Genomic DNA, 21,859 nt, shown 5'->3' on the forward strand with positions numbered 1-21,859 from the left:
TAGCGGGGGCCAGCGCGACTAAACAGCCTGCATCCCGGCCTGAAGTGTCTGCGGCGTGCCAGCCTTGCACAGATAGCACGCCTTTTATCTCGATAACCGATCAGATCAGCTTGCGCTTGACCGCTTCATCCAGCGTGCTTTGGGTCAGGTGCTTGAGCACCGTGTCCCCACGTTCATTGAACGGCAAACCGACAATCAACAAAACCTGCATCCAGGTACGAGTGCTCTCCTGTTTGACGATTTTGCCCAACACGTTGCCTTCCCGATCCTTGAACACCGTTTCCAGCGTGAAGGTGTTGCTGAACGTTGTCGGGATCACGAAGAGCGTGAAGCCCGTCAGCCAGGCACTCGCAACATTCCCCTGCTCGTTATTGGTCAAAGTACTCGTCACGTACAGGCTCGAGTCGACCTTGTCTGTGGTCACGTTCTTGAACTGCCCGGACTCCTTGAAGGTTTCCAGCATGTTCTGTTCCACCAGCGCCGCATTGCCGACGCCACCCGACAGTTCGCCGTTGAACTGCTGCTGGGTGGTCACGTGCAGATACGCACTGGGCTTGTCCTGCCTGGCTTGCGCTGGCGGCCATTGGTCCAACGGCGCCAACTCATGCTGGGAGTAGGAAATACAACCTGTCAGGGAGCTGCTGACCAAAAGCAGCAAAACCAGAAGATATTTATTCATGTGCAGCCAGTTCCTTTGACGGAGTACGCAGTTGAGGGGTGGCACTGGCCAGCAATTGGGCGATCAGATCGCGCAACTGGGAACCACCCAGACGCGGATTGAGGTAGTCGGCGTTCCACATGCCGACATTTTTGTCGAGCTTGACTTGCTCGACCGACCTGGCCAGTTGCTTGCCCTGACGGTCTTCGATGATCAGTTCGCCGGCGAGGTCGTATTTGTCGACGTAAATCGGCCCATCAACCCAAATCCAGATAGTCAGCGTTACCAGCGCACCGGGGATGTAAGCCGGGTGCATGGTACGTTTGCCTGCCAGTGAGGTCAGGTTGAACTTGAGCACAACGTCGTCTTCGCCCGCCTTGGCCGGGAACACCACGACTCGCTTGAAGTAATCGCTTTTATCGACATAGGCGCTGACCTGCTCGGTCAGTTGTCGGCTGCCGGCGACACGCACCTTGTCATCCAACTCGGGGGCGGAAATCACCACGTCACTGATCTGGGCACTGCGATCGAGGGTGGACGGCGCGGGGTTCAAGGGCTCACCAATGGGACCCAGCGGCGTGAAAGACACACAACCGGTCAATGACAGGCCAAGTGCAATGGCCATCAGATAAACAAGACGCTTCACTGCTTACATCCTTTTCATGCGGGATCGGAGGAGGATCGGTTCGAAAGAGATCACGCAACGGATGGGCAGATCAGCACCGCAAAGCGCTGAAGCCGGGGACGACGACATCCATGTACGGACACTTTGAATGGCGGCTTGGTGACGCCAAAAACGCGACGGCATCGTAAGCGCTGGAACAATGACAGGCAATAGCCTATCGCCATCATTGGTGGCGAATCCGGAAAAAGCTGCTAAACCCCTATCGAACTCTTGGCGCGACGAATTATCTGCAAGGAGATGAAGATGGATTCACCCACACATGATTTGAAAGGCCTGTTCGACCAGCTCGGTCTGGACTCCAACGAGAAAGCCATCGACGATTTCATTGCCCGTCATTCCCCCTTGGCCGATGACAAGAAACTCATCGACGCCGACTTCTGGACCCCGCAACAAGCCGGCTTCCTCAAGGAACAACTGCGTGAAGACGCCGATTGGGCGCACGTGGTCGACGACCTGAACCTGCGCATGCACCAGATCCACTAACCCGGGCCAAATGCAGGCTGTCGTGCATTTCGGCACCCAAGCGGCCGGTAACAATCGACTCAGCTCTCAGCGAGGACTTTCCGGCTTGTAACCCAAGCGCAAACCACCCCAATGCCGGCCCTTGAGCATGATCGGTACCGACAGGTCGTGCATCAGTTCACCGGTGTCGCGGGTGTAAGTCTGCAACAGCACGGCCTGTTGATGGCTGCCACAGCGGATCCCGGTGCGGTCGGCGAATTTGCGCTTGGTGCGGTTTTGCAATGTATCGACCTGCACATCACCGGTCAGCGGTTTACTGAACACGGTGTTGTGGGTCGGCACATAACCCTGCTGCGTGCAGGCGATGGCGAACACCAGGCCTTCATGGCGCGGCAGCAACGGTTCCTGGATCGCTGGCAATACCTGATCGGTGTAACGGTCGAAGCGGGTCTGGTATTTGGCCGGGCTGGTGTTGGGGATCGCCTGGTAATTGCGATCAAACAAGTCATCGAGACTGATCCGGCCCTGATCGATATCCGCTTCGAAGCGTGCCGTAATCTGACTCGCCCCTTCGCGGGCCAGGTCGTAAATTCGCTGGTGATAGTCATCCAGTCCAACTTCGGCCAGGCGTTCGCTGATGGTTTCGGCCTGCCCTTCCATTTGCACCGCTGCCTGGGCGAGCCGCTGGGTCTGCTGGTCGCTGATCGCCAGATCGCTACGCATCTGTTCGATGGCGTGGAACAGACTGTCGAGCTGTTCACGGTTGGTGTCTGCACCCTGAGCGATTTCACCGACCTGTCTTTCGACGCCGGCGGCCAGGCGCGCGATGTTTTCCAAGTGCTGCCCGGTGTGCTCGACTTGGGCGACGCCGGTATTCAGATCGCTCGCCAGTTGACGAATCTGTTCCACCACTTGCGCGGTGCGTTGCTGAATGTCGGCGACCATCTCCCCGACTTCACCGGTCGCGGTCGCCGTGCGCGCGGCCAGCCCCCGAACCTCATCGGCCACCACCGCAAAACCACGACCGTGCTCGCCGGCCCTCGCCGCTTCGATGGCCGCGTTCAGCGCCAACAGATTGGTCTGGCTGGCGATGGACTGGATCACCAGCGTGACCCGCTGGATATCGTCGCTACGCAAGCTCAGGGCTTCGATCAGCTCACGGCTGCTGCTGGCACGCTGACTGAGTTGATGCATGCGCGCAATCGACTCGACCAGTTCCGTGCGCCCTGCTGCGCTGCTCTGATAGGCTTCACTGGCCGCGCTCAAGGCTTCCCGACTGAGTTTCGACGTAGCGTGTTCGGTGGTGATCATCACTTCGGCGCTGCTGACAATCTGCGCCGCGGCGTTGAGCTGCGATTGCAGCTTGTCCGCCAGTTGCTTGACCGAATAGGCCACGCCGGCGGCCGACAATGCGTTATGACTGGTGGTGTAGGAGAGATCGCGAGTCAACTCGGCGATGGCGCTGGAACTGTCCGCGGGGGTTGCGTCAGGGAGAGTGCGCGAGCGCAGACGCGGCAGCCAGATGATCAGCACGGCCAATGGCAGGCCAAGGTAAAGCGACCAGCCAGCCAATGCCATGCCGCACAGCAAGAGCATCAGGGCGATGCTTTGCAAGGTCGGCGTAAGCCAAAGGTTTTTCGGCAAAAGTACTGGTGCAGGCATTGCCTCAACCAGAGATCCGTCCCTCGTCATCTTCGTCACCCCACGCATCTTCTAGTTGTTGTGATCGCATTAAACGCCACTACAAAGCCATTATCTATGGTCCGTTAGTAGTGGGGGGTTGAAGCAGATCAATAGAAGTGCGCGGGATTTTTCGGGCAACAGAAAGCTTCGCGGGCAAGCCTCGCTCCTACAGACATTCGTAGGAGCGAGGCTTGCCCGCGATGGGGGCGCTACTGAATCAGGCCTGACGCTGGTGCTTGTCGATCTGCTCGTGACGCTCTTGAGCTTCAATGCAGTACTTGGTGGTCGGGCTGATCAGCAGGCGTTTCAGGCCGATGGCCTCGCCGCTGTCGTCGCACCAGCCAAAGCTGTCTTCCTTGATGCGTTCCAGGGCCTGCTCCAACTGAGGCAGCATGCGCTGGTCGCGATCGATCGCGTTCACCAACCAGGTGCGCTCTTCTTCGACGGAAGCCGCGTCAGCCGGATCGGCCGGGGTGTCCAGGCTCTCGATGGCGATGCGATTCTGCTCGATGCGCTCATGGGTTTCGACTTTCATGTTCTGCAACAGCTCGGAGAAAAAAGCATGTTGCTCGGCATTCATGTAGTCATCCGCCGGCATGGCCAGCAACTTGTCCTTTGTCATTGATATCTCTATAAAAAAACGTGCATTAAGGCGAATTAGGGAGCGATCCGTTGAACCTGAAGCGGTCATTGGAAAGGCGCCGTTTATTCCAAGCGCCACCCGGCACTCAATTTACGAGGGGCGGCAGTCTAAGGCCCACTTGAGGCCTCAGCAACTGAAAAGACAGCAAATCTGTCCGACAAAGCCCTGAAAGTGCGCTAGGACAGGCTTTGAGGCGCTTATCGGAGTGCGTTTATAGCAAGAAATTCAGTCGAGCGGCTGTATATAGAAGACAAACGGCTGCGCCACGCGGGTCAGGCGTGGCGCATTTTCGCGTTTAGTCCGGCTTCAGCGCTTGAGTTTGCGCTTGTTGCGGTATTGGTCGATGACCACCGCCACCACAATAATCAGCCCCTTGATGATGTCTTGAATATAAGCATCAACGCCGACAAAGGTAAAGCCGCTGGCCATGACCCCGAGGATCAACGCGCCGATCACGGTGCCGGTGATCCGCCCTACGCCACCGGCCAGGCTGGTGCCGCCGATGACCGCCGCGGCAATCGCGTCCAGTTCATAAGACATGCCCATCCCGGCTTGCCCGGTCGCGGCCCGCGCCGACGCCACCACTCCGGCCAGGCCTGCAAGCAACCCGGCGATGCTGTAGACGATCACCAGATGCCGCTTGACGTTAATCCCGGAGGTGCGCGCCGCCTGCATGTTGCCGCCAATGGCGTAGGTGTATTTGCCGTACTTGGTGTAGCGCAGGGCGATGTGGAAGATCACCGCCACCACCAGAAAGATGATCACCGGCATCGCGCCGTGTCCGATGGCCGTGTAGGAATCCGAGAGCATGCTCACCGGCTGACCCTCGGTGTAGTAGCGTGCCAGGCCGCGGGCCGAAACCATCATGCCGAGGGTGGCAATGAACGGTGGAATCCCGGTGATCGCAATGATGCTGCCGTTGATCGCCCCCGCCAGCAATCCCACCCCAAGCCCGACAATCACTGGAATCCATACCGGCAAGTCAGTCAGGGACGGAAACACCGCCCGGGCAAAGTCCGAGGTCTGGGCCAGGCTGGCGGCAATCATCGCCGACAGCGCCAGCACCGAACCGGAAGACAGGTCGATACCGGTGGTGATGATGACCTGGGTCACGCCGATCGCCAGCAGGCCGATGATCGACACTTGCAGGATCATCAGCACCAAACGCTGAGAGTTCATCAGGAAGCTCTGGTCCCGCACGATCCAGCCGAACATTTCGAAGACCAGGCCGATGCCGATCAGCACCAGGAAGATGCTCAACTCGGTCGGAAGGCGCCGGCGGTTCTTGACCGGTGCCACTGCAGGCTTGTTTTCCAGTATCGCGTTCATAACCACTCACCTTTCTATTACATCGCGACGGCAGCCATGGCTACCGTCAGCATCCATTAGTGAACCGCGGACATACCCGAGGCCAGTTGCATTACCCGTTCCTGGGTCGCTTCGCTGCGGTCGAGGGTGCCCATCAGGTCGCCCTCGTGCATGACCATGACCCGGTCGCTCATGCCCAGCACTTCCGGCAGTTCCGAGGAAATCATGATCACCGCCATGCCTTCGCTGGCGAGGTAGGAAATAAGCCGGTAGATCTCGGCCTTGGCGCCGACATCGATGCCCCGGGTCGGTTCGTCGAGAATCAGGATGCGCGGATTGGTCATCAGCCAGCGCGCCAGCAAGGCCTTCTGCTGATTACCGCCGGACAGCGTGTCGATGCATTGCTCCAGCGACGGCGTTTTCACCCGCAGCTTCTTGCACATGTCTTCACACAACGCTCGCAGGGCTTTCTGCTGGATGAAGCCGTTGCCGACGTAATGCGGCAATACCGCCATTTCCATGTTCTCCAGCACCGACAGGCACGGGAACAGGCCACTGAGCTTGCGATCTTCGGTCAACAGCGCGAAGCCCTTCTCGATCGCCATGTGCGGATCGCTGATGCGCACCACTTCCCCGTCGAGACGGATTTCACCGCCGTCGCTTGGGGTGATGCCGAAAATAGCTTCGGCGACATTGGTCCGCCCTGAACCCATCAACCCGGCGATGCCAAGGATCTCCCCGGCATGCAGGTCGAAGGAGACATCCTTGAAAATGCCGTCCAGCTTGAGGTCGCGTACCGACAGCAACAGATCGCCGATCGGCTTCTCGCGCACCGGGAACAACTGGCTCAGTTCGCGACCGACCATCATCGAGATCAGGCTGTCGCCGTCCATGCTGTCGGCCCGTTGCAGGCCGATGTAGGCGCCGTCACGGAACACCGCCACTTCATCGGCGATGCTGAACACTTCGTTCATTTTGTGGGTGATGTAGATGATGCCTTTGCCCTGGCTCTTGAGGTCGGCAATGATCGAGAACAGATGCGCGACTTCCTTATCGGTGATGGCCGAGGTCGGCTCGTCCATGATCAGGACGTCGGAGTCATAGGACACCGCCTTGGCGATCTCGACCATCTGCCGTTCGGCGATGCTCAGGTTGCCCACCTGCTCTTCCGGGTCGAGGTTGATCCGCAGACGCTCCAGCAGCTTGGCGGTGCAACGGTGCATTTCGCGATGGTCGATCATGTGCAGGCCGTTGAGCTGTTCGCGGCCGATCCAGATGTTCTCGGCGATGCTCATGTGCGGCATCAGGTTGAGCTCCTGGTGGATCATCGCGATCCCGGCCTGGAGCGCAGCCAGGGGTGTATCAAAGACCACCGGTTTGCCCCGCAGGCGCAACTCGCCGGCGTCCGGCTGGTAGATGCCGGCAATGATTTTCATCAGGGTGGATTTGCCGGCGCCGTTCTCGCCCATCAGCGCCAGCACGGAACCGGGACGCACCCGCAGCTGTACGTCGGACAAGGCCACCACACCGGGAAAACCCTTGCTGACGTTGATGATCTCCAGCAGGTACGGCTCATCGACAGGTGTTGCGGTTGGCTGGATACCCACCAACGGGGTGCTCGAAGCAGTCGCTGAAGCGAACATGATCAGGTACTCCATCAGCAAGGTCGCGTTGCAACCTTGCGTGCTTATTGTTGTTATCGAACGGACGGACTATTTGAACGTGTCGACGTTTTGCAGCGTGATCAGGCGATACGGCACCCATACGGCCTGCTCGACCGGCTCGTTTTTGGCCATTTTCACCGCCGTGTCGATCGAACCGTCCGCCTGACCCTTGGCGTCCTGGAACACCGAGACCAGCAGAGAGCCCTTCTTCACCGCGTTCAAACCGTCGGGCGTACCGTCGACACCGGCGATCAGCACACTGCCTTTGGCAACACCAGCCTGTTGCAGGGCCATTGCCGCGCCAATCGCCATCTCGTCGTTGTTAGAGACCACCGCGTCGAATTTGCGGCCCTGGGTCAGCCAGTCGTTGACCAGGGTCATGCCCTTGTCCCGCGACCAGATGCCGGACTGCTCTTGCTCGATCTTGATGTTCGGGTACTTGGTCAGCACCTCTTTTACGCCCTTGGTGCGGTTGGTGGTGGAGTTGTTGGCCAAATCACCGAGCAGAATCACGATGTCGCCCTTGCCGCCCATTTTTTCCGCCAGGTACTGCATCTGCATCTGACCGGCCTCCAGATCGTTGGAGGCGACAGTAACCACGCCTTTGGGCAGGTTCAGGTCATCGGGACGACGATTGACGTACACCAGCGGAATGCCGGCCTTGACCGCCGCTTCGGTGATTTTTTTGGTGGCTGCGGTATCCACCGGGTTGACCACAATGGCATCGACTTTCTGGCTGATGAAGCTTTCGACCTGGCTCAACTGCTTGACCACATCGCTGCGGGCGTCTTCGAACTGCAGCTTGACGCCTTCCGGATAGGACTTGGCTTTGGTGTCCATGGACTCACGCAGGTAAGTCAGCCAGGTGTCATCGAACTGCGACATGCTGACGCCGATCTTCATGTCCGCGAGTGCGGCACCGCTGGCGAGCATCAGGGACAAGGCGAGCGAGGCGAAACGGATCTTGGTCTTCATGAAAGGTCTTTCTCCACATTCTTGTTGGTTTTATGGATAAGGCGTGACGATTTCAGTGAGCGGGCAAGCGGACTATCGGCGCTCCCGGAATGCAGCAGACCAGGGCGCCCTTGCGTTCGACGCAAAGCAAACGGGAGACGGAATGAAACGAGACGCGAGGCAGGTCGCAAGAGAGGTGCAGCGCGGAACGTAAAGCATGCAGAGCAGAGTTGAAGGTTTTCATCGACGGTACCTGGCTTTGTTTCTTGTTTTTGGTGCGTCTTTCACTCGTTCAAGGCCTGCTTGAGCGTGATCGGACGTTGATAGTCGGCAACCTGGAAACGACTTTATTGGAAAATAATTTCTATATCAACTCATTTTAGAATTTTATTCTGATTTTATTCCATGGCTTTCAAATGGGCTCAATGCCACCACTTGATGGCGCTCGAAACTGAGCCGCGCAGCGTCTAGCACGCGGGTGGTCGCCAGTGCATCACGGGCGTCGACCGGCAGTGGGCCACCGCTCTGTAACGCGGTTTGTAGCTGCAAATAGAACTGATTCCAGCAGCCACGCTCGGACGGCACCCGCTCGCGCACCTCGCCCTGCTCGAACCAGCCCCAGCGCCGGTGCTCTTCTACGCCCCAACGATCGCCTTCGGATTTGGGCGTGAGCCCGGCCAGGGTCGATGCCTCTTGCCCGTCCAGACCGTCGACGCTGTAACAGCCCTGGGTGCCGGTCACGCGAAAGCGCGGGCCGGGGGTGTTTTGCAGGCAACTGCCGCCCAGGTGCGAGATCACGCCGTTGGCATGGGTCAGGGACATAAAGAAGCCGTTGTCGAAGGGCTGGCCTTTTTCGAGGTAATCCAGTTCCGCGTAGACCCGGGTGACGGGGCCGAACAAGAGTAGCGCCTGATCCACCAGGTGGCTGCCCAGATCGCGCAGGAAACCGCCGCCGCTGCCGTTGTTCACCGACTGCGGCGAATAGCGCTCAATCCGCGATTCGAAACGGGTGACCTGACCCAGGGCACCGGTCTCAATGAGTTTGCGCACGGTGAGAAAGTCCGAGTCCCAGCGCCGGTTCTGGTAGACGCTCAGTTGCACGCCTTGGCGCTCGGCCATGGTGATCAGGGTTTGCGCCTGTTGTGCATCAGCAGCGAACGGCTTGTCGCTGACCACCGCCACTTCGTGTTCGATGGCGTCGAGCACCAGCGCCGGGCGACCTTTGAGCGGTGTGGAGATCACCAGCACATCGACCCCGGCTTCGACCAGTTGGCCAATGCTGTCGAAGGCCGGCACACCGGGATGTTCCGCCGCCAGCAGTTGTCGGCGCTCGGCGGCACGGGTGACCACGCCCACGAAGGTCGCCGCCGGCAAACTGCTGATCAGCGGAGCATGGAAAAACCGGCCGCCATGGCCGTAACCGACAAGTCCGATACGCATGAAAGTATTCTCCTTATATGATCGTTCCCACGCTCTGCGTGGGAATGCCGCCATGGACGCTCTGCGTCCGCTTTGTGACGCAGAGCGTCACGGGATGCATTCCCACGCGGAGCGTGGGAACGATCGGCTACAGGTTTTGTGTAGGTCGGTCAGCGGCAGAGTTCGCTTTTGACGCGTTCGAGCATCATGCGGTTGGACTCGTCCGGCCGGTCTTCCCAGGCGAATACCGAGACGGTCGCGATGCCATCGAACTGGATCTCGCGCAAAGTGCCGAAAAACGCTTCCCAGTCGACCTCGCCCTGGCCGATGTCCAGATGCTGGTGCACGGTGGCGGTGACGCCCGGCGGGTTGACGATGTAGCGCAAGCCAGAGGAAGCCTTGTGGTTGTAGGTGTCGGCGATGATCAGGTGGCTCAGCTTTGAGCCGGCGTACTTGAGCATCGAGGCGATGTCACCCAGGCCATCGTCGTAGAAAAACGTGTGCGGCGCGGCGTAGAGGTAGTTGATCCAGTCCCGGTCCAGACCGCGAATGATGTCCACCGACTCGTTGTTGCGCTCGCAGAAATCATACGGGTGGGCCTGGATATCGAGCTTGATGCCTTCGCGTTCGAACTCGGGGATCAGCTCGTCCATGGAGCGCATGAACTGGTTCTCGCACACCAGCGGGTTGTCCGACTGGCCGGTGAACTCGGTGTTGACCAGCTCGCAGTCCATCTCCACGGCAATCTGGATCGCGCGCTTCCAGTTACGCACGGCGGCAACACGCAAACCTTCATCGGCGGCGGCCCAGTGGTACATCGGTAATAAAGAAGAGAGTTTGACCCCGGTATCGCTCAGGGCTTTGCGAAATTCCTTGATCCGCGCCTTATCAACCCGTGGGGCTTTGTAGAACGGCAGAAAATCTTCCCGGGGCGACAGTTCGATGTGTTCGTAACCGAGCTCGGCGACCTTGTCGACCATCTTGCCCAGGGACAGGTTGCGGTACATGTAGGGGTCTAGTGCGATGCGCATGTTTTTTTGTTCTCCATCACCTTACGCTGATCGTTCCCACGCTCTGCGTGGTAATGCATCAATGGACGCTCTGCGTCCGCTTTTGGGACGCGGAGCGTCCCGGAGCGTGGGAACGATCATTACGAGGGTTAGCCGTAGAAGCGGGGGCGGTCTGGCAGGCCGACTTTTACGATCTGGCCACTGTTCTGCGCTTCGATGCAGGCATCCGCTGCCACCGCCGCCGCGAAACCATCCCATGCCGACGGTCCGCCGACCTGCCCGGCCCGTACACCGTCGATAAACGCCTGCAACTCGACGTCATACGCGGCGATGAACCGGTCCTTCCAGTCCATCAGAATCGCATTGGACAGCTTCGCCCCGCTGCGCAACTGAACCTGCGACGGTTCCGGCAGTTTGGCGATGCCGGTCTCCCCCACCACTTCGCACTGGATGTCGTAGCCGTACTGGCAGTTGACGAACACTTCAACGTCGATGCGCGTGCCCTTGGCGGTTTCCAGCAGCACGATCTGCGGGTCTTTCAAATGAGCGTGGGCCTTGCTGGTCTTGCGCGGGAACACCACTTGCACCGACACATAATCGTCGTCGAGCAACCAGCGCAACACGTCCAGTTCATGGATCAGCGTGTCGGTGATCGCCATGTCGGTATTATAGTTTTCACCCACGGTCGGGTTGCGGTGGGCGCAATGCAGCATCAACGGCTCGCCGATCTGGCCGCTGTCGATCACTGCTTTCAACGCCCGATAACCTTCATCGTACGGGCGCATGAAACCGACCTGCACCAGCCGTTTGCCGTGGGCCACTTCGGCCTCGACGATCTTGCGGCAGCCTTCGGCGGTGACCGCCAGCGGCTTCTCGCAGAACACCGGTTTGCCGGCGGCAATCGCCGCCAGCACGAATTCTTCGTGGCTCGGGCCCCAGGAGGTGACGAGGATCGCCTCGACTTCCGGCGCCTTGATCAGCGCATGGCCGTCGGGATAGACCTCGGCAGTCAGTTTCAGATCGGAAACGACCTTGGCCGCTTGCTGCAAATTGATGTCGGTGACCGCGACGACCTGGCTGTTGAGCAAGGTCTGGCTGCAACGACGGATGTGATCCTGGCCGATGGCCCCGGTGCCGATAACTCCAAGCTTCAAAGACATTTAAAGACTCCCAGATTTGTTGTTCGTTTCGGGCAATCAGTATTGACGGGCCTTGGCCAGTCGTTCGTTCAGGGTCTTGGCCACCGCATCGGTGCGGGCGCTGGTGGAGACTTGCGCCACGCCGACCCGCCACCACGACAGGTATTTGTGAATCATCGTCTTGGGCAAAACCTTGATATCGATCAGCGTCGACACCGTCTGCAACCGCGCATCCGCCAACGCAGCTTGCAACGCTTCAACGGTGTTCACTTTGTAAGTCTTGCAGCCGTAAGCCGCCGCGCTCATGGCGAAATCCACCGGCACGAAACCGCCATCGAGCTTGCCGGTTTCCGGATTACGGAAACGGAACTCGGTGCCAAAGCTGTCCATGCCGTGTTCCATTTGCAGGTTGTTGATGCAGCCGAAGGTCATGTTGTCCAACAGCACCACGTTGATCTTGCGTCGCTCCTGGATCGAGGTCGCCAGTTCCGAGTGCAGCATCATGTAGGAGCCGTCGCCCACCAGTGCGTAGACCTCGCGCTCCGGCTCGGCGAGCTTCACGCCCAGTGCGGCGTTCACCTCGTAACCCATGCACGAATAACCGTACTCGACGTGGTAAGTGTTCACACCTTTGCTGCGCCAGCTGCGCTGCAAGTCACCGGGCAGACTGCCGGCGGCGGCGACGATCACGGCGTCATCGGCCAGGGTTTCATTGAGCACGCCGAGTACCCGGCTCTGGGTCAGGCAGGAACCGGTCAGCTCGATGAACTCGCGCAGCACCACCGGGTCCAGGTGATCGTTGATTTCCGGGACGAAATCTTCCGCCTGGTATTCGACCTGATAAATGCGATCGACTTCCTCGTCCAGCTGCGCCTTGGCCTGGCGGGGTTGATCGCCCCAACTCGAGCGGTAATCACCCAACGCTTCGGCCAGTGCCTGCAAACCGGTTTTGGCGTCTGCCAGCAGTTGCACACCGTCGAGTTTCAGCGCATCGCAGGGGCTGATATTGAGGTTGAGAAATTGCACATCCGGGTGTTTGAACAAGGATTTCGACGCGGTGGTGAAATCGCTGTAGCGAGTGCCGACCCCGATGATCAAATCAGCATCCTTGGTCAACAGGTTCGCCGCCAGGCAACCGGTTTCGCCGATGCCGCCGACGTTCAGCGGATGGCTGGACACCACCGCGCTCTTGCCGGCCTGGGTTTCGGCGAAAGGAATGTCGAAGCGCTCGGCAAAGGCCTGCAACGCTGCATTGGCACCGGAATACTTGACCCCACCGCCGCAGATGATCAGCGGTTTGCGCTTGCCTTTAAACAGTGCCAAGGCATCACCGAGCATCGCTTCGGTGGCCGGACGGCGCTCGAGGCGGTGCACGCGTTTTTGCAGGAAATAATCAGGATAGTCGTAAGCCTCGGCCTGCACGTCTTGCGGTAGGGCCAGGGTTACGGCGCCAGTTTCGGCAGGGTCGGTGAGCACGCGCATGGCGTGGATCGCCGCCGTCATCAGTTGCTCAGGACGGTTGATCCGGTCCCAGTATTTACTCACGGCCTTGAACGCATCATTGGTGCTGATGCTCAGGTCGTGGAACTGCTCGATCTGTTGCAACACCGGGTCCGGTTGGCGGCACGCATAAACGTCGCCGGGCAACAGCAGCAAAGGAATACGGTTGGCGGTGGCCGTCGCGGCAGCGGTCAGCATGTTCGCCGCGCCCGGGCCCACCGATGAAGAACAGGCGTAGATCTTGCGCCGCAGGTGTTGCTTGGCGAAACCGATGGCGGCGTGGGCCATGCCTTGCTCGTTGCGGCCCTGATGGACGATCAGGTCGCCGCTGTCCTGTTCCAGGGCTTGCCCCAGCCCCAGCACGTTACCGTGGCCGAAAATGGTAAAGATCCCGGCGACGAATTTGCTCTGAACCCCATCGACTTCGATGTACTGATTATCGAGGAATTTCACCAGGGCCTGGGCCATGGTCAGTCTTGTTGTGGTCATGCTTGCACCTTTTCCGTATGCAAATCCGATGTCAGCTCAGGGATTTCTGCAGGTGATCCATGCTCGCGCCGATCGCCGTCTGGATATCCGCCAGGCCATGGACACTGTCGGCGAACGGTTCGAAGGACAGGTAGCCGCTGTAGCCGGTAGCGAGCAGGGTTTCGATCTGCGCCGCGTTGCCGAGGATGTCGCCCTCGCCCACCAGCACCCGGTGGCCGTCGCGGATGGTCGCCAGTGGCGCCTCGGCATCTTCGACGCCGGAGATGTGCACCAGCCCGGTCAGCTCGGGGAAGAATTCATGTTCGCTGGCCAGGTGATGGTGAAAGGTGTCATGCACCAGACGGAACACATCCAGCCCACCAATGGCCTTGATCGCGTCCACCGCCGTGCGTTTGCGCCGCAGCGAACATTCTTCGAAACCCAGCGGCTCGATGAAACCGAGGATGCCGTGATCGCGCAGGATCGGCGCCAGTTCACTCAACGCCGTGCGCAGGCCGGATGCACGCTGCGCCTCGGTACGTGGATCGGTGCGGTCGTTCAGCGGGCACATGACCAAACCCTGGGCGCCACAATCACGGGCATAAGCAGCAAGCTTCAGTGCGTGTGCGCGGCGCTCGTCATTCCAGACATCGAACGGATACAGCGCGTTGATCGACAGCACGGTGATTCCTTTGGCCGCGCACAACTCACGCACGTGTTCGGGCGCGGTGCCGTCCTCGATCTCGACACCCTTGAGGTCATTACGGATCTCGATGGCATCGGCCTTGAGGGTCACCGCCAACTCGATGAACGCGGGCAGGGACAAACGTGGGGCGACCATACGGTTCAGGGCGAAGCGCAGGGGTTTGCTCATTTTTTGTTGTTCTCCGCACAAGTGAATTATTTGGCTGTCGGCATGCTGAATTCAGGGCCCTTGGCAATGCTGTCGGGCCAGCGCTGCATCACGCTTTTGTAGCGGCTGTAGAAGCGGATGCCTTCTTCGCCGTACGCGTGATGATCACCGAACAACGAGCGCTTCCAGCCGCCGAACGAGTGCCAGGCCATGGGCACCGGAATCGGTACGTTGATGCCGACCATGCCGACCTTGATGTTGCGGGCAAACGAGCGAGCAATGCCGCCGTCGCTGGTGAAACAGGACACGCCGTTACCGAATTCATGGGCGTTGATCAGTGCCACGGCGCTGGCGAAATCCGGCACCCGCACGATGCCCAGCACCGGCCCGAAAATCTCTTGCTGGTAGATGCTCATCTCGGTCGTGACGTTATCGAACAGCGTCGCGCCGACGAAGAAGCCGTTCTCGGCCCCCGGCACCTTGAAGTTGCGCCCGTCGACAATCAGCTGCGCGCCCTGGGCCACGCCTTCGCCGATAAAACCCTCAACCTTGGCCTTGTGCTCGGCGGTTACCAGCGGCCCCATGTCGCTGTCGCCCTGCATGCCGTTGCCGACTTTCAGTTGATCGATGCGCGGCAGCAGTTTGGCAATCAGTTGGTCGCCGACGTCACCGACCGCCACGGCAATCGAAATCGCCATGCAGCGTTCGCCGGCCGAGCCGTACGCGGCACCGATCAACGCGTCAGCCGCTTGGTCCAGATCGGCATCGGGCATGACAATCATGTGGTTCTTCGCCCCGCCCAGCGCCTGTACGCGTTTGCCGCGCGAAGTCGCTTGCTGGTGGATGTACTCGGCAATCGGCGTCGAACCGACAAAGGAAATCGCCTCGATGTCCGGGTGTTGCAGCAAGGCGTCGACCGCGGCCTTGTCGCCCTGGACCACGTTGAACACGCCGTCCGGCAACCCGGCTTCGGTCAATAATTTCGCCATCAGCAAACTGGCCGACGGATCGCGCTCGGAGGGTTTGAGGATGAAGCAGTTACCGGTGACCAGCGCCAGCGGGATCATCCACAGCGGCACCATCACCGGGAAGTTGAACGGGGTTACGCCGGCACAAACGCCCAACGGCTGGCGCAGGTTCCAGTTGTCGATGCCACCGCCGATGTTGTCGCTGAACTCGGTTTTCAGCAGGTTCGGTGCGCCACAGGCGTATTCGACGATTTCGATGCCGCGCGTCACTTCGCCCTTGGCGTCCGAGAACACCTTGCCGTGTTCGCGGCTGATGATTTGCGCCAGTTCGTTGTGATGACGGTCGAGCAGTTCCTTGAACTTGAACATTACCCGCGAACGGCGCAGGGACGATTGCTCGGACCAGGCCGGGAACGCCTTCAGGGCTGAGGCGACGGCGTCGTCCACGGTCTTCTGGCTGGCCAGCCCGACCCGCGCCTGAACCGCGCCGGTGGCCGGATTGAAGACATTGCTGAACCGCTCGCTGCCGCTGTCTTGCACCTGGCCGTCGATGTAATGGCCTATTACCGGGGCGTCATTCATTGTTCTTGTTCTCCGTTCGAATGTTGAAATTCAGAGATCCAGTAGCCAACTGTGCTGCGGATCGTTATGGAACTGCCAGACGCGTTTCGGGCCGGCCATCACGTTCAGGTAATACGACTCGTAGCCGTAGGGCACGCTGACCGGGTGATAACCCTTGGGCACGACCACCAAGTCGCTGTTTTCCACGGCCATGGCCTGGTCGATGCTGCGGTCGTCGGTGTAGACCCGCTGGAACACGAAGCCTTGGGGCGGGTTGATCTGGTGGTAATAGGTTTCTTCGAGAAAGCTCTGATGCGGCAGATCGTCGGTGTCGTGCTTGTGCGGCGGGTAGCTCGACGAGTGACCCGACGGCGTGCGCACTTCCACCACCAGCAGCGAATGGGCCGGTTCGGTGTCCGGCAGGATGTCGCAGACGTAACGGGTATTCGCGCCTTTGCCGCGCACGCTGCGTTTCATGGTGTCGGGCTTGATCAGCCGTGGGCCAAGGTTTTCGGCGGTTGAACCGGAGGCGGCACAGACGGCGATTTGCACTTCACTGAGCGCGACCACTTGCGCCTGACTGCCCGGAGGCAAGTACGCCGCGAACGGGGATTTGTCTTCGAACACCGATTGGCGATCACCGATGTTGTCCCAATCGAACGCGCCCTGCCCCGGCGCTTCACCCTTGATGCTGACCCGACCGCTGAGCAGCACCAGACACAGTTCCTTGTCGCCGGCGCTGACCGGCAGGGTTTCGCCAAGGCTCAGGCGGTAAGCGGCGAAACCGACGTATTCCAGCTCCCCTTGCCCCAACTCGACCATGGTCCGACCGCGCGCATTGCTCTTGACCAACAGGCTCATCGCGCGGTCCTCTCGTTGAGCAGCGCTCGCAGGGTGTCGTAGCCTTTTTTGGCGTAGACGTAACTCGGTGCCACCGCCGGATCCTGCTCGGCTTCCACTACCAGCCAGCCGTGGTAATCGGCGCCCAGCAGGACGTCGAGCAAGGCGCCGAAGTCGATATCGCCATCGCCGGGCACGGTGAAGGTGCCGTTGATGATGCAATCGGGGAAGCTCCACAGGTTGTTGCGCGCCAGTTGCACCACCGGTTTGCGCACGTCCTTGAAATGCACGTGGCAGATGCGTTCGATGTGTTTGCGCAGCACCTGCAAGGGTTCACCGCCGCCCATGTAGCAGTGGCCTGAATCGAACAGCAGGCCGACTTCACTGCCGGTCAGCGCCATCAACTTGTCGATGTCTGCCGGGGATTCGACGTAGGCGCCCATGTGGTGGTGATAGGCCAGGCGCACGCCTTGAGACAAGGTGAAACGCGCCAGTTCGGTGAGTTTGTCGGCGTATTCCTGCCAGGCTTGTTCAGTGTGGAAACGCGGGCGCTCGACCAGTGGAATGCGCTGGCCTTGAATGGAGTCGGCGACTTCGCCATAGACCAGCACCTTGGCGCCATTCTTCGCCAGCAGCTCGACATGGCTGGCGATGGCGTCGATTTCCTCGGCCACGGAACGGCGGGCCAGACGGCTGGAATACCAGCCGGAGACCAGCGCCAGGTCGTAGGGCCGCAGCACGTCGCCGACGCCTTTGGCATCCTTGGGGAATTTACCGTTGAGTTCGAAGCCTTCGTAGCCGATGTCCTTGCCTTCGCTGAGGGCGGTGCTCAACGGCGTCTCGCCACCGAGGGACGGCAGGTCGTCGTTGCTCCAGGAGATCGGGTTGATGCCAATTCGGATAGCGGGCATGGCTGCACCTTTTATTGTTTTACATAACCAGTAAGAGCGACACAAAACCCTGTGGGAGTGGCGGTGCGACGATTCGACTTGCCCGCGATTGCGATCTAGCTGTCACATTGATGTTGAATGTGCCGCCGTCATCGCGGGCAAGCCCGCTCCCACAGGTATTGCGGGGTTTCATCAAGCCCGGGCCGTGCGCCAGGCATCGATCAATTCGACGAACGTGCCCTGCACCTGGCGGATCAGCGTTTCGTCGTCGATTTCACCGGCCATCCACGCGCGGCTCGGCTCCTGGAAAATCGTCCGGCCTACGGCAAAACCACGACAGGTCTGGCTTTGGCTGGCCTGCTGAAACCCTTCGGCCAACGCCGCCGCTGGCGCATTCAGGCCCAGCAGCACCACGCCACGGCAATACGGATCGCGTTCCTGAATCAGCTCGTCGAGTTGTTTCCATTCCTCGGCGCTTTGCGCTTCGATCTTCCACCACGCCGGGTAGATGCCCAGGTTGTAGAGGCGTTTGAGCGCGCGATACAGCACGTCCGGATGCGTCGACGGATGATCCTTGGGCGGAATAATCTCCAGCAGCAGTTCATGACCGCTGACTTGCGAGGCCTGATACAAACCCTTGATCTGCGCTTCCTGCTCCAGACGCAGCAACGGCTCGTCGTCGGGGTGGAATTGCACCAGGCATTTGATGATCTGCTCTTGTGGCCAGGCGATCAGGTTGCTGCCAATCGAGCGCCCGTGTTCGAACGCCAATGGTCGCGACCCCTGCACTTCCACCGGCCGCGCCACCCACCAGCCGCGACCGGTGGCGGCGTTCAGCGCGTCCTGACCGAAGCGTTGATCCGCCAACAAGCCAACGTCGGCCTCGACGCCCTGCTCACGCAAATCCGCTTCGACCCGCTCCACGGCTTTGATAAAGAGTTGTTTGAGCTCGCCGATCGCGTTCAGGTCGCGCCCGCCCTTGTGGGCCAGCTCCACCAGTTGCCCGCGATGGTCGAAGGCAAAAATGAACAGTTGCTTCCACTGTTTGCGCGGTACGCTGACCTGATGCAAACGCTGCAACACGGCGTCCTGATCCGGCCGGGTAATCGGCACCGGGCTGTTGAATAGATAGTCGAGTTCGGCGCGGGTCGGCATCGCCGGGGCGCAGGCATGGCGCGACACCACCAAAGCGCCGCAGGCATTGGCCAACTGGCAGCAGCGCTCGTCGCTGGCATCCTCCAGCCAGCCGCTGAGGAAACCCGACATGAAGGCATCGCCGGCCCCCAGCACATTCAGCACTTCGACGCGCACACCGGGATAGATCGCGCCGTCTTCGAGACGCGCCGGGACCACCCCGTGAATCACCGTGCAGCCTTGCGGACCGAGCTTGACCACCAACGTCGCCGCGCTCAGTTGCCGGACGTTGCGCAATGCGGTGAGCAAATCCTCGGAACCGCCGGCGATCAGGAATTCTTCTTCAGTACCGACGATCAGGTCGAAACGCGGGAGGATTTCCTGCACGTGCTGGCTGACGTTCTGATCGGCGACGAACCGGGTTTCGCCGTCCGCCTTGCCGGCCAGGCCCCAGAGCACCGGGCGATAATCGATGTCCAGCACCCGTTTGACGTTGTGCTTCTCGGCATAGTCCAGTGCCTGGATGCTCGCCTTGTAGACGCCGTCGGTGGAGAAATGGGTGCCGGTGATCAGCAAGGCTTTGCTGGAGGCGATAAAGGCTTCGTTGATGTCTTCGGCCCGCAGCGCCATGTCGGCGCAGTTTTCGCGGTAGAACACCAGAGGAAAGGTTTCGCGGTCCTTGAGGCCCAGCAGGACCATGGCGGTCAGGCGTTCCGGATCGACCTTGATGCCGCTGACGTCGCAGCCTTCGCGGGTCAGGGATTCAACGAGGAAGCGACCCATGTGGTCATCCCCAACCCGGCTCAGCATCGCCGACTTCAGCCCCAGCCGAGCGGTGCCGAAGGCGATGTTAGCGGACGAGCCGCCGAGGTATTTGGCGAAGCTGCTCACATCCTCCAGCCGCGCCCCGACTTGCTGCGCATAGAGGTCGACGCCTAGGCGCCCCAGGCAAATCAGATCCAATTGACGCCCACTGGCAAAACGAGTCTGGCCCATGCTGGCTCCTGTTATTTTTATCAGCCTGCGTTCGGGGCGATGAAGGCGCCGAACACTCTTGGTGGATGCAGACTAAAACGACCGGGACCGAACAATCAATAATTATTCCAAATATTTTTTACGTGGAATATTTTTTCCAATAAACTTCAACACAAGCGCTCCAGACACAGTGCATCGTTTCAGCAGACCCGATGACGGCCGCAAGCTCAAGATTTTATTCCGGCCTACCCTGTAGACTGCGCACAGCCAATCTATTGTCAGGGGATGACCCGCCTGTCATCTCTATAAGAACAAGCCAGAAGGATTCCTTATGTCCCGCACCGATCAGCCGGCTACGACCGAGAGCACGCCCGACAGCGATCTCGTCAGCCCCCCGATCAATGCCGAGCGTCTGTTGCAGCTGATCACCGAGGAATACGAAAGCCTGCCGCGCCAGCTCAAACGCATCGCTAGCTACATGAGCCAGCAGAGCGACCGGATCATGGTCGACCGCATCAGCGACATCGCCCGCGAATGCGAAGTGCACCCGTCGGCCATCGTGCGGTTTTCCCAGCGCTTCGGGTTCAGTGGGTTCAGCGAAATGCAGGCGCTGTTTCGCGAGGCCTACACCCACAAGACCACACCGGTGCAGAATTACCAGCAACGCATCCGCAGCATGATCGCCAACAAGTCCCAGAAGGCCAGTGGCGGCGATCTGGCGCGCGAGTGCATCAACGCCACCCTGTCGGGCATCGAACGGCTGGGGCTGGAACTCGATGACCAAGCCTTCGACAAGGCCGTGGACCTGGTGGTGAATGCCGACAACATCTATGTGGTCGGGGTGCGCCGTTCGTTCGCGGTGGCCGATTACCTGGTCTACAACCTGCAACACACCAACAAGCGAATCCATTTGGTGTCGGGCCTTGGCGGCAGCTATCGCGAGCAGATGCGCAGCGTGCGCGCCAATGACCTGGTGATCGCCATCAGCTTCACGCCCTACGGCAAGGAAACCCAGCACTGCCTGCGTATTGCCCAGCACAATCAGGCGAAAACCCTGATCATCACCGACAGCAACCTTTCACCGTTGGCCAAGCGCGCCAACACCGTGCTGTTGGTCAACGAAGGCAGCTCGTTTGCCTTCCGCTCGTTGAGTGCGACCTTGTGCCTGTGCCAGGCGCTGTTCATCGCGGTGGCTTATCGACTGGAATTGAAGGTTGATGAGATTCAAGAGCAAGTAGGCTTTGAGGATTAACGCAAGGCCGTTTGCACGTCGCTGAACCTCGGCTAAGGTTGTCCATCCCCAAGGACCGTCTGTAAGGAGAGGCTCAATGAAACTGATCGGCATGCTGGATTCGCCCTACGTGCGGCGCGTCGCCATTTCCGCCAAATACCTGGGCATACCGCTGGAGCACGAGTCGGTTTCGGTGTTCAGGACCTTCGAGCAATTCCAGCAGATCAACCCCGTGGTGAAGGCGCCGACCCTGGTGCTGGATGATGGCGAGGTGTTGATGGATTCGACGCTGATCATCGACTACCTGGAGGCTCTGGCCGCGCCGGGTAAAAGCCTGATACCCAACAATCTGGATCAACGCTTGCGCTCGCTGCGGCTGACTGGCCTGGCGTTGGCGGCGTGCGAAAAGTCAGTGCAGCTTTACTACGAACGCAACCTGCGGCCCGCGGAGATTCAGTACGCGCCTTGGGTGGAACGGGTTGAAGGTCAACTCGCTGCGGCGTATTCGGCACTGGAGCGGGAGCTGGAAAAACAGCCGTTGAAGACCGACGGTTCGATTGCGCAGGACGGGATTTCCCTGGCGGTGGCCTGGAGTTTTACCAACCTGGTGGTGCCGGATCAGGTGGACGCCGCGCAGTTTGCGCGGATCAGCGCGTTCACGGCGTATGCCGAGGGGCTTGAGGTGTTTGTCGGTACGCCGATTAACTGAGCCACAACGATCGTTCCCACGCTCTGCGTGGGAATGCATCCAATGACGCTCTGCGTCATATCGGACGCGGAGCGTCCGGGGCGGCATTCCCACGCGGAGCGTGGG

19 protein-coding genes are annotated in these 21,859 nt (G+C 60.0%); 3 read left to right on the plus strand and 16 right to left on the minus strand.

Going from position 1 to position 21,859, the window contains the following annotated elements:
* Positions 1–100: 100 nt before the first annotated feature.
* Together PSH97_RS17240 and PSH97_RS17245 are read right to left on the minus strand one after the other, a co-directional pair.
* Positions 101–679: a hypothetical protein gene (locus tag PSH97_RS17240; RefSeq protein WP_305445956.1), complete on the minus strand. Its 579-nt coding sequence runs from the start codon at positions 677–679 to the stop codon at positions 101–103.
* On the minus strand, positions 672–1,304 hold the full coding sequence (locus tag PSH97_RS17245) for a hypothetical protein (RefSeq protein WP_305445957.1): 633 nt from the start codon (positions 1,302–1,304) through the stop codon (positions 672–674). Before PSH97_RS17245 ends, PSH97_RS17240 begins: the two co-directional genes overlap by 8 nt.
* Positions 1,305–1,586: 282 nt before the next feature.
* Here PSH97_RS17245 and PSH97_RS17250 point away from each other — a divergent pair, with 282 nt between their 5' ends.
* Positions 1,587–1,826, plus strand: a complete 240-nt coding sequence (locus tag PSH97_RS17250) for a DUF2789 domain-containing protein (RefSeq protein WP_305445958.1) — start codon at positions 1,587–1,589, stop codon at positions 1,824–1,826.
* Positions 1,827–1,892: 66 nt separating this feature from the next.
* On the opposite strand, the gene PSH97_RS17255 is transcribed toward PSH97_RS17250, so the two are convergent.
* From PSH97_RS17255 to PSH97_RS17320, 14 genes are all read right to left on the minus strand, one after another.
* The gene (locus PSH97_RS17255; RefSeq protein ID WP_407682156.1) at positions 1,893–3,515 is read right to left on the minus strand and encodes a methyl-accepting chemotaxis protein; all 1,623 of its coding nucleotides are present in this window, start codon (positions 3,513–3,515) and stop codon (positions 1,893–1,895) included.
* 190 nt (positions 3,516–3,705) lie between these two features.
* Positions 3,706–4,110 (minus strand): TraR/DksA family transcriptional regulator, encoded by a 405-nt coding sequence (locus tag PSH97_RS17260; protein WP_007907888.1) that lies wholly within the window; start codon positions 4,108–4,110, stop codon positions 3,706–3,708.
* 327 nt (positions 4,111–4,437) lie between these two features.
* Positions 4,438–5,460 carry an ABC transporter permease gene (locus PSH97_RS17265; protein ID WP_305445961.1) on the minus strand — a complete coding sequence of 341 codons (1,023 nt, stop codon included), beginning with the start codon at positions 5,458–5,460 and terminating at the stop codon, positions 4,438–4,440.
* A 56-nt stretch (positions 5,461–5,516) separates the two neighbouring features.
* Positions 5,517–7,082 carry a sugar ABC transporter ATP-binding protein gene (locus tag PSH97_RS17270; protein WP_305445962.1) on the minus strand — a complete coding sequence of 522 codons (1,566 nt, stop codon included), beginning with the start codon at positions 7,080–7,082 and terminating at the stop codon, positions 5,517–5,519.
* Between the two features lie 69 nt (positions 7,083–7,151).
* Positions 7,152–8,078 carry a sugar ABC transporter substrate-binding protein gene (locus PSH97_RS17275; RefSeq protein ID WP_305445963.1) on the minus strand — a complete coding sequence of 309 codons (927 nt, stop codon included), beginning with the start codon at positions 8,076–8,078 and terminating at the stop codon, positions 7,152–7,154.
* A gap of 366 nt (positions 8,079–8,444) precedes the next feature.
* On the minus strand, positions 8,445–9,497 hold the full coding sequence (locus tag PSH97_RS17280) for a Gfo/Idh/MocA family protein (RefSeq protein ID WP_305445964.1): 1,053 nt from the start codon (positions 9,495–9,497) through the stop codon (positions 8,445–8,447).
* Positions 9,498–9,646: 149 nt separating this feature from the next.
* On the minus strand, positions 9,647–10,507 hold the full coding sequence (locus PSH97_RS17285) for a sugar phosphate isomerase/epimerase family protein (protein WP_305445965.1): 861 nt from the start codon (positions 10,505–10,507) through the stop codon (positions 9,647–9,649).
* A gap of 128 nt (positions 10,508–10,635) precedes the next feature.
* Positions 10,636–11,646: a Gfo/Idh/MocA family protein gene (locus tag PSH97_RS17290; RefSeq protein WP_305445966.1), complete on the minus strand. Its 1,011-nt coding sequence runs from the start codon at positions 11,644–11,646 to the stop codon at positions 10,636–10,638.
* Positions 11,647–11,682: 36 nt separating this feature from the next.
* Complete coding sequence (gene iolD / locus PSH97_RS17295) at positions 11,683–13,614, minus strand: 3D-(3,5/4)-trihydroxycyclohexane-1,2-dione acylhydrolase (decyclizing) (protein ID WP_305445967.1); 1,932 nt, start codon at positions 13,612–13,614, stop codon at positions 11,683–11,685.
* Positions 13,615–13,645: 31 nt separating this feature from the next.
* On the minus strand, positions 13,646–14,467 hold the full coding sequence (locus PSH97_RS17300; protein WP_305445968.1) for a TIM barrel protein: 822 nt from the start codon (positions 14,465–14,467) through the stop codon (positions 13,646–13,648).
* 26 nt (positions 14,468–14,493) lie between these two features.
* Positions 14,494–15,996 carry a CoA-acylating methylmalonate-semialdehyde dehydrogenase gene (locus PSH97_RS17305; protein ID WP_305445969.1) on the minus strand — a complete coding sequence of 501 codons (1,503 nt, stop codon included), beginning with the start codon at positions 15,994–15,996 and terminating at the stop codon, positions 14,494–14,496.
* Between the two features lie 30 nt (positions 15,997–16,026).
* On the minus strand, positions 16,027–16,836 hold the full coding sequence (gene iolB, locus PSH97_RS17310) for a 5-deoxy-glucuronate isomerase (protein WP_305445970.1): 810 nt from the start codon (positions 16,834–16,836) through the stop codon (positions 16,027–16,029).
* Positions 16,833–17,726, minus strand: a complete 894-nt coding sequence (iolE, locus tag PSH97_RS17315) for a myo-inosose-2 dehydratase (protein WP_305426466.1) — start codon at positions 17,724–17,726, stop codon at positions 16,833–16,835. Before iolE ends, iolB begins: the two co-directional genes overlap by 4 nt.
* A gap of 171 nt (positions 17,727–17,897) precedes the next feature.
* Positions 17,898–19,835: a bifunctional 5-dehydro-2-deoxygluconokinase/5-dehydro-2-deoxyphosphogluconate aldolase gene (locus tag PSH97_RS17320; protein WP_305445971.1), complete on the minus strand. Its 1,938-nt coding sequence runs from the start codon at positions 19,833–19,835 to the stop codon at positions 17,898–17,900.
* 310 nt (positions 19,836–20,145) lie between these two features.
* Between PSH97_RS17320 and PSH97_RS17325 the strand changes: the two genes are divergently transcribed.
* Both PSH97_RS17325 and PSH97_RS17330 read left to right on the plus strand, forming a co-directional pair.
* On the plus strand, positions 20,146–21,066 hold the full coding sequence (locus PSH97_RS17325; RefSeq protein ID WP_305445972.1) for a MurR/RpiR family transcriptional regulator: 921 nt from the start codon (positions 20,146–20,148) through the stop codon (positions 21,064–21,066).
* 76 nt (positions 21,067–21,142) lie between these two features.
* Positions 21,143–21,754 carry a glutathione S-transferase gene (locus PSH97_RS17330; RefSeq protein WP_305445973.1) on the plus strand — a complete coding sequence of 204 codons (612 nt, stop codon included), beginning with the start codon at positions 21,143–21,145 and terminating at the stop codon, positions 21,752–21,754.
* The last annotated feature ends 105 nt before the right edge of the window (positions 21,755–21,859 follow it).

Source organism: Pseudomonas cucumis, from assembly GCF_030687935.1.
In the GTDB taxonomy this organism is placed as follows: Bacteria; Pseudomonadota; Gammaproteobacteria; order Pseudomonadales; family Pseudomonadaceae; genus Aquipseudomonas; species Aquipseudomonas cucumis.

What these genes read in the sequence shown, in the direction of transcription:
- iolB (WP_305445970.1), bottom strand. Translation starts at nt 16,836, where the DNA reads ATGAGCCTGTTGGTCAAGAGCAATGCGCGCGGTCGGACCATGGTCGAG.
- PSH97_RS17280 (WP_305445964.1), bottom strand. Translation starts at nt 9,497, where the DNA reads ATGCGTATCGGACTTGTCGGTTACGGCCATGGCGGCCGGTTTTTCCAT.
- PSH97_RS17275 (WP_305445963.1), bottom strand. Translation starts at nt 8,078, where the DNA reads ATGAAGACCAAGATCCGTTTCGCCTCGCTCGCCTTGTCCCTGATGCTC.
- PSH97_RS17305 (WP_305445969.1), bottom strand. Translation starts at nt 15,996, where the DNA reads ATGAATGACGCCCCGGTAATAGGCCATTACATCGACGGCCAGGTGCAA.
- PSH97_RS17300 (WP_305445968.1), bottom strand. Translation starts at nt 14,467, where the DNA reads ATGAGCAAACCCCTGCGCTTCGCCCTGAACCGTATGGTCGCCCCACGT.
- PSH97_RS17250 (WP_305445958.1), top strand. Translation starts at nt 1,587, where the DNA reads ATGGATTCACCCACACATGATTTGAAAGGCCTGTTCGACCAGCTCGGT.
- PSH97_RS17265 (WP_305445961.1), bottom strand. Translation starts at nt 5,460, where the DNA reads ATGAACGCGATACTGGAAAACAAGCCTGCAGTGGCACCGGTCAAGAAC.
- iolE (WP_305426466.1), bottom strand. Translation starts at nt 17,726, where the DNA reads ATGCCCGCTATCCGAATTGGCATCAACCCGATCTCCTGGAGCAACGAC.
- PSH97_RS17320 (WP_305445971.1), bottom strand. Translation starts at nt 19,835, where the DNA reads ATGGGCCAGACTCGTTTTGCCAGTGGGCGTCAATTGGATCTGATTTGC.
- PSH97_RS17290 (WP_305445966.1), bottom strand. Translation starts at nt 11,646, where the DNA reads ATGTCTTTGAAGCTTGGAGTTATCGGCACCGGGGCCATCGGCCAGGAT.
- iolD (WP_305445967.1), bottom strand. Translation starts at nt 13,614, where the DNA reads ATGACCACAACAAGACTGACCATGGCCCAGGCCCTGGTGAAATTCCTC.
- PSH97_RS17330 (WP_305445973.1), top strand. Translation starts at nt 21,143, where the DNA reads ATGAAACTGATCGGCATGCTGGATTCGCCCTACGTGCGGCGCGTCGCC.
- PSH97_RS17325 (WP_305445972.1), top strand. Translation starts at nt 20,146, where the DNA reads ATGTCCCGCACCGATCAGCCGGCTACGACCGAGAGCACGCCCGACAGC.
- PSH97_RS17260 (WP_007907888.1), bottom strand. Translation starts at nt 4,110, where the DNA reads ATGACAAAGGACAAGTTGCTGGCCATGCCGGCGGATGACTACATGAAT.
- PSH97_RS17285 (WP_305445965.1), bottom strand. Translation starts at nt 10,507, where the DNA reads ATGCGCATCGCACTAGACCCCTACATGTACCGCAACCTGTCCCTGGGC.
- PSH97_RS17270 (WP_305445962.1), bottom strand. Translation starts at nt 7,082, where the DNA reads ATGTTCGCTTCAGCGACTGCTTCGAGCACCCCGTTGGTGGGTATCCAG.
- PSH97_RS17255 (WP_407682156.1), bottom strand. Translation starts at nt 3,515, where the DNA reads ATGCGTGGGGTGACGAAGATGACGAGGGACGGATCTCTGGTTGAGGCA.
- PSH97_RS17240 (WP_305445956.1), bottom strand. Translation starts at nt 679, where the DNA reads ATGAATAAATATCTTCTGGTTTTGCTGCTTTTGGTCAGCAGCTCCCTG.